The organism is Streptomyces sp. NPDC058052 (assembly GCF_042885515.1).
In the GTDB taxonomy this organism is placed as follows: domain Bacteria; phylum Actinomycetota; class Actinomycetes; order Streptomycetales; family Streptomycetaceae; genus Streptomyces.
The window spans coordinates 1-10850 of the sequence record NZ_JBHVRX010000065.1 but is presented as its reverse complement, the minus strand read 5'-3'; the positions used below and the strand labels follow the sequence as shown (position 1 = coordinate 10850).

Sequence of the window (10850 nt, the reverse complement as noted above, 5' to 3'; positions counted from 1 at the left end):
TCCCTCCTGCGGGGGCCCCCGCGCCTGTTCCCCCCCCCCCCCCCCCCCACCGGTGGGGCGCCCTGGCTCGCCCCCCCGGGCCCCCCCCCCTCTCGTGTCCGGGTGCCGGGGTCAGCTCGTGACGTGTTCCTGGCGGGTGGTGGCGGCTTCGGCGGCCCGCGGGGTGGGCGCGGGGGTGCGCTCGGCGACGGGGACGACGGGGGGCTTCAGGCCCTTCTCGGCCAGGAAGACGGCGCGGACGACCCGCTCGGCGGCGTGGCCGTCGTCCCAGGCGCAGAAGCGCTCCCGGAAGGCGCGGCGCAGGGCGGCCGCGGGCTCGGCGGCCCAGGCACCGCCGCGGAACGCCTCGATCAGCTCGTCCTCGGTGGTGGCGATCACGCCGGGGGTGTCACCGGGCTCGCCGGAGAGCAGGTCGAAGGTCACACCGCGGCAGGTGCGGTACATCTCCCAGTCGTCGGCGTAGGTGACGATCGGCCGGTCGAGGTTGGCGTAGTCGAACATGATCGACGAGTAGTCCGTGATCAGGGCGTCCGCCGCCAGGCACAGCTCCTCCACCGAGGGGTGGCGGGAGACGTCCACCAGGGCGCCGCGCTCGGCGAGCGCGCTCAGCTCCGGGTCGCCGCCGTAGAAGTAGTGGGCGCGGACCAGGAGGACGAAGTCGGGGCCGAGCTCGCGGGCGAAGCGGGCCAGGTCCAGACGGGAGACGAACGCGTCCTTCTGGTGGTCGCGGACGGTGGGCGCGTAGAGGATCGCCGTCTTGCCGGGGGCGATGCCCAGCGCGCCGCGGATCCGGCGGACGTCCTCGGCGCCGGTCCGGTAGTAGACGTCGTTGCGCGGGTAGCCGGTGTTGAGGGTGCGGAAGGAGGCCGGGTAGACCCGCTCCCACTGCTCGGTGGAGTGCTGGTTGGAGGAGACGCTCCAGTCCCAGCGGTCCACCCGCTCCATGAGCTTGCCGAAGTCCAGGCTCTTGGCGACGGCCGGGTAGGACTGCTGGTCCAGGCCCATCCGCTTCAGCGGGGTGCCGTGGTGGGTCTGGAGGTGGACCTGGCCGGGGCGCTTGACCACGGAGTCCGGGAAGTTCACGTTGTTGACCAGGTACTTCGCCCGGGCCATGGCCTTCCAGTAGCCGAAGGTGGCGGGGGCGACCCGGGTGATGCCCGCGGGCAGCTTGCCGGCGTACGCCTGGTTGACCACCCACACCCCGCGCAGGTTCGGCGCGAGCTTCTTGGCGGCGTCGTGGATGGCGAGCGGGTTGCAGCCGGGGGTGCGGCCCCAGTAGGCGGAGTAGACGGCGAGGTTGTCGTCGACGGGGAGCCGGCGCTGCACCGCGTAGTAGGTCTTCAGGGCCTTGCGGCCGCCCCAGCGCTTGGACCTGCCCAGCGCGCGGAAGGCGGTCTCGCGGGTGCCGTTGGCCGCCTTGAGCGACTCGAAGGCCGCGTACGAGCCGGTCCGGAGCACCTTGAACTTCAGGCCGACGATGCCGGGCGGCGGGGTGAAGCCCTTGGGCTCGTTCCTGCGGTACGCCTTGCCGGCCTCGCGGATGTAGGCGGGGCGGTGGCTGCGCGGTATTCGGAAGCCGCGGGCGAGGGTGTAGAGGAAGTGGCTGACCATCCGCTCGAAGACGATCGTGCGGTAGGCGTCGAGGCCGGGGCGGCCTTCGAGGTAGTCGAAGACCCGCTGGTACTGCTCGAAGATCACGAAGTGCTTGCGCGGGGAGCTGCTCCGCATGGAGCTGCCCTGGCGGCGCTGGCGGTACTCGACGACGACGTACTCCAGGCCGGCGACGCTCCGGGCGGAGGCCATGGTCGTGTAGACCATGAGCGCGTCCTCGTAGAGGCCGTCGGTGAAGCGGAAGCCGTCGCCGGCGAGGCCGCCGGTGGTGAAGAAGTCGCGGCGGTAGACGCGGTTCCAGACCACGGCGAAGATCCGCAGCAGTTCGAGGTGGTCGGCCGGGCGGACGACCTGTCCGCCGAGGGAGGCGATGTGCTTGCCGGACTTGCTGGGCTCGACGGTGCCGTCCACATGGGTGCGGACGTAGTCGAAGAGGAGGATCTCGGGGTCGTCGGTCTCGGCGAGCCGGTCGGCCAGGGCGCGCAGCGAGCCGGGGCGGATGGAGTCGTCGCCGTCGAGGAAGAGCAGGTAGTCGCCGCGGGCGTGGGCGATGCCGGTGTTGCGGGCGGCGCCGATGCCGCCGTTCTGCTCGCGGTGGACGGCGCGGACCCGCGGGTCGCGGGCGGCGAACTCGTCGATGATGGCGCCGCTGCTGTCCTGGGAGCAGTCGTCGACCGCGACGATCTCGAAGTCCGGGTAGCTCTGCGAGGTGATCGATTCGAGGCATTCGCGTATGTAGCCCTCGACCCCGTAGACCGGGATGATCACGCTGAAACGGGGGGTAGCTGCAGACGGCATACCGTGTGTCTCTCCTCAGTCGAACCGCTCAAGCGCAGTATGACAGGAGTACTCGAACGCCTCTCGGGGGCGCGGGTGCCCGTACGGGCCTCCGACCGGGTGAACGGGGTGTTCCCGGCGGGTGAGGCGGGGGCCAATCGGACTCGAACGGCCGGGGGGCCCATCGTCTATTCTGAAGAGCTGTGGCGGTGCTGCGCTCCGGCGCCGGGGCGCAGCGGGCCGGCGGCCGGGTCCTTCTCGGAGGGGAGACACCCCTCACAGGCCCGCTGGAACAACGAGAGCACGCCCCGTCACTCTCAGACGCTCGAGCCTGTCGAGCGGGTCTGAACCGGAAAGGAACGCAGAACTACATGACTCCCAGGCTCAGCGTCATCGTCCCGATCTACAACGTGGCGGAGTATCTGCCCGCTTGCCTCAACTCGCTCGCCGTCCAGACCTTCCAGGACCTGGAAGTGCTGATGATCGACGACGGGTCGACGGACGAGTCGAACTCCATAGCCGCTGAGTTCGCGGAGCGGGACGAGCGCTTCCGGCTGATCCGCAAGGAGAACGCCGGTCTGGGTGCCGCGCGCAACACGGGCCTCGCGGCCCTGGCGCCGGAGAGCGAGTACCTCACCTTCGTCGACAGCGACGACGTCATCCCGCCGGACGCCTACCGGATCATGGTCGAGACCCTCGACGAGACCCAGTCCTCCTTCGCGTCGGGCAACGTCGAGCACATCAACTCGTCGCGGGTGTGGCAGTCGCCGATGCACAAGTTCATCTCCCAGGGCACGGTCCGCCAGACGCACGTCCGCAAGAAGCGGATCCTGCTCAACGACCGCATCGCCTGCAACAAGGTCTTCCGCCGCTCCTTCTGGGACCAGCACGCGTTCCGCTTCCCCGAGGGCGTGCTGTACGAGGACATCCCGGTCACCATCCCGGCCCTGTACCTCGCCGAGTCCGTCGACATCATCAGCCAGACCACGTACTACTGGCGGCTGCGCGACGGCATCTCCAACCCGTCGATCACCCAGCGCCGCAACGTGCCGAAGGCCGTCCGCGACCGCGCGACCGCCGTGGAGGGCGTCAGCCGCTTCCTCGCCGGGCAGCCGGGCGCCGCGGCGCTGAAGCGCGACTACGACCGCACGGTGCTCACCGGTGACCTGCGCATCTTCCTCAACGTCATGCCCGACGGCGACGCGGATTACCACGCCGAGTTCATGCGCACGGCCAACAAGTTCCTCGACGGCATCGACTTCGATCTGATCGAGACGCTCGCCACCCCGCTGCGCGTCAAGTGGCTGCTCACCCGCAAGCACGCCGTCAAGGAGCTCATCGCCTTCATCCAGGCCGAGCGCATCGGCGAGCCGGTCCCGCTCGAAGGCGTCCTGCGCAAGTACGCCAAGTACTCCGCGCTCGACACCCAGCCGAACCTGGTCCCCAAGAAGCTCCTCCGGGTCGACAAGGACCTCCAGCTGCGCTCCCCGCTCACCGAGCTGCGCTGGGAGGACGGCAAGCTGAGGATGGCCGGCCACGCCTGGATCGACCGCGTCGACCACTCCGGCAAGCGCAGCGTCGTCAAGGTGCTCCAGCTGAAGAAGGACGGCACCCAGCGCCGTACGCTCATCCCGCTCGGCAACACCTTCGCCCCCGAGGCCACCACCGAATCCGGGCACAAGGGCCGCGGCCACAACTTCGACTGGGCCGGCTGGGAGACCGTCATCGACCCGGCGCGTCTGCGCAAGGGCGACCAGTGGCAGGAAGGCATCTGGCACGTCGGCATGCGCGTCATGTCCGGTGGCCTGGTGCGCTCCCGCTCCGTGCACTCGTACGGCTTCGACCGCCTCTCCTACCCGCCCTACCAGTGGCTCGACGCGGACTACCGCCTGCTCCCCGAGGTGCGGAAGGCCGCGCTCAAGCTGCGTGTCGAGAAGGTCTCGGCCCTCATCACGGACTTCCGTCCCGAGGGTGACGAACTCGTCGTCGAGTGCAGCTTCCGCGAGGCCGTCGCCGAGGGCACCGAGATCTTCCTGCGGGTCATCAACCAGGGCAGCGGCGAGGTCCTCCTCTACCCGGCCGAGGTCCTCGACCACTCCGGCAAGCACAAGCCGCTGCGCGTCCGCGTCCCGCTCCGTGACATCGCCCTGCTCCCCGAGCACCTCGACGCCGCCACCCCCGACGCCGCGAAGGCCATGCGCCGCAACTGGAGCACCCAGATCCGCATCGAGGAGCCCGGCGAGCGCCCGCGGAACTTCAAGACCGTGATCAAGGACGGTCTCGCCGACCTCCAGGTCCGCCTGCCCAAGTCCTTCGGCGAGGGCGCCGACCTCAACGAGGTCGCGGTCATCGGCGGCACCAACGGCTACTTCAAGTTCTCGGGCCGTCCGCTGCGCGGCAAGATCACCGACATCGCGGAGTCCGGCGGCACGTTCACGATCCGCGGTACGGCCCCGGCGGACCTGACCGGCTACCACCTGGTCGTCAGCGCGAAGAGCCGCTTCGACGAGCGGAAGGTCCCGCTGACCCTGCACGCGGACGGCACCTTCGAGGCGTCCTTCCGTCCCTCCCGGATGTCGGGCCCCACCGACAACCTGCCGCTGAAGACCGGCCGCTGGGTCTTCCGCCTGGACGGCGCGGAGGCGACCGACCCGCAGCTGACGCTCGTCGCGGACCGGCTCGCCGTGCCGCAGTTCCCGCTGAAGGGCGCCGCGGACGGCCGCGACTACCGCCTGGAGATCCTCTGGCAGGACCACGCGCAGCTCATCTGCCTGCCGGACCTCAACGACCTGGAGCGCGGACCCAACCGCCAGTACCAGCTCCGCGAGGAGGTGTACGAGGCCGGCCGCAAGCTGCCGCTGCGCGACCAGGTCCTGTACATCAGCTACAACGGCAAGCAGTTCTCGGACAGCCCTCGCGCGCTCCACGAGGAGCTGCTGCGCCGGGGCTCGGACGTCGAGCACCTGTGGGCGGTCCGTGACGGCCAGGTCGAGCTGCCCGACACGCTCAAGGCGGTCCGCTTCCAGGGCACCGACTGGTACGAGGCGCTGGCCCGCGCCCGGTACATCGTCACCAACGCCCACCTGCCGCACTGGATCAAGCGGCGCGAGGGCCAGGTCATCGTCCAGGCGTGGCACGGCACGATGCTGAAGAAGATCGGCCTGGACATCACCGCCCCGGCGTTCGACCCGAACTACCACGCGCGTCTGGTCCAGGAGTCGGCGAACTGGAACATCCTCGTCTCGTCGAACCGCTTCAGCACGCCCATCCTCAAGCGCGCCATGGGCTACGAGGGTCTGATCGCCGAGACCGGCTACCCGCGCAACGACTACCTCTACGCCGAGGACCGCGACGAGCGCGCCGAGGCCGTGAAGGAGAAGCTCGGCCTGCCGAAGGGCAAGAAGGTCGTGCTGTACGCGCCGACCTGGCGTGACGACCTGTCGCACAGCCGCGGCCACTTCAAGTTCGACCTCCGCGTCGACCTGGAGGACGCCCGCCGCCGTCTCGGCGACGACCACGTCTTCCTCGTGCGCCGCCACTCGAACATCGTGGACCTCGTCCCCGGTGCCGGGAACGGCTTCGTCTTCGACGTCTCGGAGTACCCGGACATCGCGGACCTGTATCTGGCGGCCGACGTCATGATCACGGACTACTCCTCGGTCATGTTCGACTACGCCCACCTCAAGCGTCCGATGCTGTTCTTCACGTACGACCTGGAGCACTACCGGGACCGCCTGCGCGGCTTCTACTTCGACTTCGAGCAGGACGCGCCCGGCCCGCTCATCGGCACCTCCGACGAGCTCATCCAGGCGATCCTCGACATCGACGAGGTGGCGGCCGAGTACAAGGGCAAGTACGACGCGTTCCACCACAACTTCTGCGACCTCGACGACGGTCACGCGTCGGAGCGTCTGGCCGACCTGATGTTCAAGACGGCCCAGGACGGCGCGCCGCTGTAACCCCCGGCACGGAAGAGGGCCCCGGCCCGCAGGTCTCCCTGCGGGCCGGGGCCCTTTCGCCGTTCCGCGCTACTTCTTGTCGATGATCTTCAGCGACAGCTGGCCGTTGCTGGAGAAGTACGGGCGCAGCTCGTGGTTCGCGCCGCCGCCGGTGGTGGCCGCGACGGTGGTGGCCACGACCGCCGGGGCGGCGCCGAGGCGACCGCGCCAGCCGCCGGTCTTCGGCTTGGTCTCGGCGGCGGCCGGGACCGGCGCGCCGGAGGACTTGACGACCGGGTACGGGAAGGTGAAGACGTTCATCGGGACGAGCACGTCCGTGGCGAGCTTGCAGATGCGGATCCGCGCGGACTTCTCGTCGGGCAGCAGCCACAGGTCCCAGATGTCCTCGGTACCGCTCGCGTGGAGGCGGGCCGCGGCGGCGTTGTCCAGGGTCGCCGTGAAGCGCCCGTCGGCGCCGGGCTTCACCGGGAAGGTGAAGTTCTTGTCGGCCTCCTTGCGGTGGACGGCCTCGACGACGCTGCCGCTGCCGAGCCCGGCGCCCCAGGCGGCGGCGTCCACGACGATCGAGGTGGAGCCGGCCTCGATGGCCGCGACCTCGACGTGCTGGGCGCGCACGCGGCTCTGGACGCGCAGGGTGCCGTCCGTGTGCGCGTACGGCAGCAGCAGCGAGAGGGCGGGGCCCCCGCTGCGCGGGTGCTTCAGCGACAGGATGTGCAGGGTGTCGCAGCCGGCCGAGTTCAGCGGCAGCTGGGAGCCGGCGGCGCGGATGGTGAGCTGCCAGTCGCCCTCGGCGAGCTTGCCGAGCGTGGGGACCAGCGCCTCGCCGCCGACGAAGGGCAGGACGACGTCCTCGGCCTTCTTGCGGATGTCCTTGCAGACCAGCTCGGCGTCGCTGCCGGCGGCCAGGCCGTCGACGCGGACCCGGACGTCGCCCTGCGGGGTGACCACGGCGGTGGCCTCGCGCGGGACGGCGCGGCGGGCCCGCATGTCCTCGACGAGCCGCTCGAACCGCTCGGCGGTGGCGGCCTCCTGGAAGCGGACCACGTTGGCCACGGCGGCCGCGGCCATCTTCCGGCGCAGGTCGTCGTCGGAGATCAGCTTCTCGATGTGCTCGGCGAGCGCTTCCTTGTCGCCGACGGGGACGACGTAGCCGTCCTCGCCCTGCGTGATGATGTTGCGGGGGCCGTGCGGGGCGTCGTAGCAGATCGCCGGGAGGCCGGCCGCCATCGCCTCGACGGTGACGTTGCCGAACGCCTCCAGGCGGGAGGGCAGCACGAAGACGGACGCCTTGGCGAACTCCGGGGTGACCGGGGTGGCGGGGCCCATCAGGAAGACCTGGTTGTTGCTGCCGGTCTCGTTGATCTTCTTGCGCAGGTTGGCGTGCTCGGGGCCGGAGCCGTAGATCCGCAGGCTCCAGTCCGGGTGGCGCGGTGCCACGGCGGAGAACGCCTCGATGAGATCGGCGAAGCCCTTGTGCGGCTTGAGCAGACCGGCGGTGACGACGATCTTGTTCTCGCCCGTGGACATCTGGCCCTCGTGGGCCGGGATGCAGTTGGGCAGCGCTGCGAGCATGTGGCTCACGCCGGGGACGTGGTGGGCGATGGTCTTCAGCTCGTCCGGCGTCGGCGCGGTGATCGCGTCCATCTTCGGGTACGCGTCCCGGAAGAGGGGCTCACGGATGTGCGCTCCGTACTGCGCGGGGCGCGAGTGCTCCGTCGCGACCTTGAGGTAGTCGCCCTCGGCGTAGGCCAGCATGATCGTGATCTTGGGGTTGGTGCTGACCACCACGTCGGCGTCGGTCGTCGCCAGGTACTCCATCAGCCGCTTCTCCGCGAGACGGCTGATCCACGGCTTCTTGTCCGCGGGCTCGTTCGGGTAGATGTGCGGGAAGACGTCGATCTGCGGGTCGTCGCCGTCGTAGGCGTGGGAGTGCTTCCGGTAGTCGGTCAGGGCGATGGTCTTCACCCGGGGGTCGAGCGGGAAGAACGCCTGGTCACGGTTGCGGCGGAGCGCCACCAGCTCGACCTCGTGGTCTTCCACGAGGGCCTTGGCCAGGTTGTGGATGGCGCTCACTACGCCGCCGATGTGACAGCGGTCCGTCAGGATGAAGGATATTTTCACGCCGAGCCTCGATGTCTGCGGGTGGAGGGCCCCCGAGGGGGGAGGGGCATGCGGGACGTGCGTCGAGCACGGATGGTGACGCACCTTAGGTTACGGGGCCGTGACCCGGAAGCGGGGCTGGTCCGTCCGCCACCGTACGGATGCCCCGGGTACGCCGTCCCGTAACGCCTTGGTATCGGCCGCCGCGACCGGAACCCGCCGGCCGTCCCGAAACGTCGTCCTGGGCATGAACACGGAAAATCCAGGCTGCCTCACGGGGGTGGCGCGCGCCATCGCCCTCGTCGTCGTCCTGCCCCTCCGGCTGGTCTGGGACGCCCTCGCCTGGTGTCTCCGGCAGCTGTGGCGCTGGATCCTCGCCCCGATCGGCCGAGCCCTCGGGTGGCTGATCCACCATCTCGTCGTCATCCCCCTCCAGTGGCTGTGGGAATGGGTGCTCGCCCCGGTCGGCCGGGCCCTGTGGTGGCTGATCGACCTGCTCGTCGTCACCCCGCTCGTGTGGCTGTGGGAATGGGTCCTCGTCCCCGTCGGCAAGGCCGTCTGGTGGGTCGTCGACCTGCTCGTCGTCACCCCGCTCACCTGGCTCTGGCGGTACGTGCTCGGCCCGGTCTGCCGCTTCGTCGGCGCGGCCCTCGCCTGGGCCTGGCGGATCGCCGGGGAGATCGTGGGGGCCGTCGGCCGGGCGATCCGCTGGGTGCTGTGGAACGCGATCGGCCGTCCCCTCGCCTGGGTGTACCGGGTGATCCTCACCCCCGTCGGCCACTGGCTGCGCACCTGGGTCTGGGGGCCCGTCGCCGCCGTCGGACGCGCCGTGCGCAGCGCCGCCCGGGAGGTGCGGACCGCCCTCTTCGGCGGCCCCCGCTGACCGGCCCGCCCGCGCCCCCGGCGCCCCGCCGGGGAACCCGAGGTGGCCCGGGCGCGTACTCTGGGTAGTACAACGAACGTCCCCGGCGCGGCGCCCGCCCCCGAGATCTCCCCGCCCCGGGCGGGGGTGATCCGGGCGGGAGCCCACGGGACGCCCATGAGCTTCCGGGCGGAGCGCCACCCGCGCCCGCCCCGCACCGAGGAGAAGAACCACTGGGCAAGCGACAGCCCGAAGGCCCGCCGCCCGCACCGGCGGTGCAGCGCATCCGTCTGCGCTACACCAAGCGCGGCCGCCTCCGGTTCACCAGCCACCGCGACTTCCAGCGCGCCTTCGAGCGCGCCCTGCGCCGCGCCGAGGTGCCCATGGCGTACTCGGCCGGCTTCACCCCGCACCCCAAGGTGTCGTACGCCAACGCCGCCCCGACGGGTACGGGCTCCGAGGCCGAGTTCCTGGAGATCGCCCTCACCGAGCGCCGCGACCCCGAGACCCTGCGGGCGCTGCTCGACGAGTCCCTCCCGGCCGGCCTCGACATCACCGACGCCGTCGAGGCCCGCACCTCCGGCCTCGCCGACCGGCTCACCGCCTCCGTGTGGGAGCTCCGGCTCGACGGCGTCCCCGTCGACGACGCGCGCAAGGCCGTCGACGCCTTCCTCGCCGCCGAGACGGTGGAGGTGCAGCGCAAGACCAAGAACGGCATCCGTACCTTCGACACCCGCTCCGCCGTCGCCGAACTCGTCGCGGACCGTCCCCAGGGTGATCCCCAGGGTGATAGGCCCGCCACCGATGCCTGTGCGATACTGCGGCTGGTTGTTCGGCACGTGACACCTGCCGTGCGACCCGACGACGTCCTGTCCGGTCTCCGAGCTGTGGCCGACCTGGCGCCGCCGGTCCCCGCAGCGGTGACCAGGCTGGCGCAGGGGCTCTTCGACGAGGAGTCCGGCACGGTGACCGACCCGCTCGCGCCCGACCGCGAGGCAGTCACGGCCGCTTCTACCACGGCCGCCGCGACCGCCCCGGCGACGGCGCCGGAGGCAGGCCCCGCGTAGGGGACGGAGTCGAGCGCAGCCCTGGCACTCGGGAGCCACCTGGGTCGGGCAGCGCACTGACCAGGAGACTTTCGCCAGGCCGTACGCATCGGGCGTACGGAACCGGCGAGCCAGACATTCAGCTCCCGTGCGGCGCCCGCGCCCCGGACGGCGGCACCGCGCACGACGCGCGTCCGTGCCGCCCACCGGAATCAGACGCGGCGCCCGGGAGCGTGACGGGAGAACCGCCCGCATGCTCGAAGACACCAACGAGACCGCCGAGAACAACGACAGCAACGCCCCCGGGGACAAGCTGCCGCCGCGCCGCCGGCGCCGCGCCGCTTCCCGGCCCGCCGGCCCGCCGGTGACGGCCGCCGGCGAGACCGCCGAGGCCCCCGCCGACGTCGTGGAGCCCGCCGCGGCCCCCGCCGCCGAGCCGGCCGCCGAGGCCGCCCCGGCCCGGACCCGCCGCCGCGCGACCCGCCGCACCGCCAC

General features: G+C 71.1%; 6 protein-coding genes. 4 read left to right on the top strand and 2 right to left on the bottom strand.

From position 1 onward, the window contains the following. Nucleotides 1–111: 111 nt before the first annotated feature. Entirely contained in the window at nt 112–2409 is a 2298-nt protein-coding gene (locus tag ACFVU3_RS39700) for a CDP-glycerol glycerophosphotransferase family protein (RefSeq protein WP_390073668.1), read from the bottom strand. A 350-nt stretch (nt 2410–2759) separates the two neighbouring features. Between ACFVU3_RS39700 and ACFVU3_RS39695 the strand changes: the two genes are divergently transcribed. Next, a complete protein-coding gene (locus tag ACFVU3_RS39695; RefSeq protein WP_390073667.1) occupies nt 2760–6347 on the top strand; it encodes a CDP-glycerol glycerophosphotransferase family protein in 3588 nt (1195 codons plus the stop codon). 69 nt (nt 6348–6416) lie between these two features. On the opposite strand, the gene ACFVU3_RS39690 is transcribed toward ACFVU3_RS39695, so the two are convergent. Continuing rightward, on the bottom strand, nt 6417–8420 hold the full coding sequence (locus tag ACFVU3_RS39690; protein WP_390073666.1) for a glycosyltransferase: 2004 nt from the start codon (nt 8418–8420) through the stop codon (nt 6417–6419). A 274-nt stretch (nt 8421–8694) separates the two neighbouring features. Between ACFVU3_RS39690 and ACFVU3_RS39685 the strand changes: the two genes are divergently transcribed. The 3 genes from ACFVU3_RS39685 to ACFVU3_RS39675 form a co-directional block, all read left to right on the top strand. Continuing rightward, the gene (locus tag ACFVU3_RS39685) at nt 8695–9330 is read left to right on the top strand and encodes a hypothetical protein (RefSeq protein WP_390073665.1); all 636 of its coding nucleotides are present in this window, start codon (nt 8695–8697) and stop codon (nt 9328–9330) included. 254 nt (nt 9331–9584) lie between these two features. Continuing rightward, a complete protein-coding gene (locus ACFVU3_RS39680; RefSeq protein WP_390073664.1) occupies nt 9585–10376 on the top strand; it encodes a TIGR03936 family radical SAM-associated protein in 792 nt (263 codons plus the stop codon). Between the two features lie 232 nt (nt 10377–10608). Beyond that, a partial coding sequence (locus ACFVU3_RS39675; protein WP_390073663.1) for a hypothetical protein occupies nt 10609–10850 on the top strand: 242 nt, incomplete at its 3' end.

Excerpts from the sequence above, each read along its gene's own strand:
- ACFVU3_RS39700 (WP_390073668.1), bottom strand. The coding sequence starts at position 2,409 with ATGCCGTCTGCAGCTACCCCCCGTTTCAGCGTGATCATCCCGGTCTAC.
- ACFVU3_RS39695 (WP_390073667.1), top strand. The coding sequence starts at position 2,760 with ATGACTCCCAGGCTCAGCGTCATCGTCCCGATCTACAACGTGGCGGAG.
- ACFVU3_RS39685 (WP_390073665.1), top strand. The coding sequence starts at position 8,695 with ATGAACACGGAAAATCCAGGCTGCCTCACGGGGGTGGCGCGCGCCATC.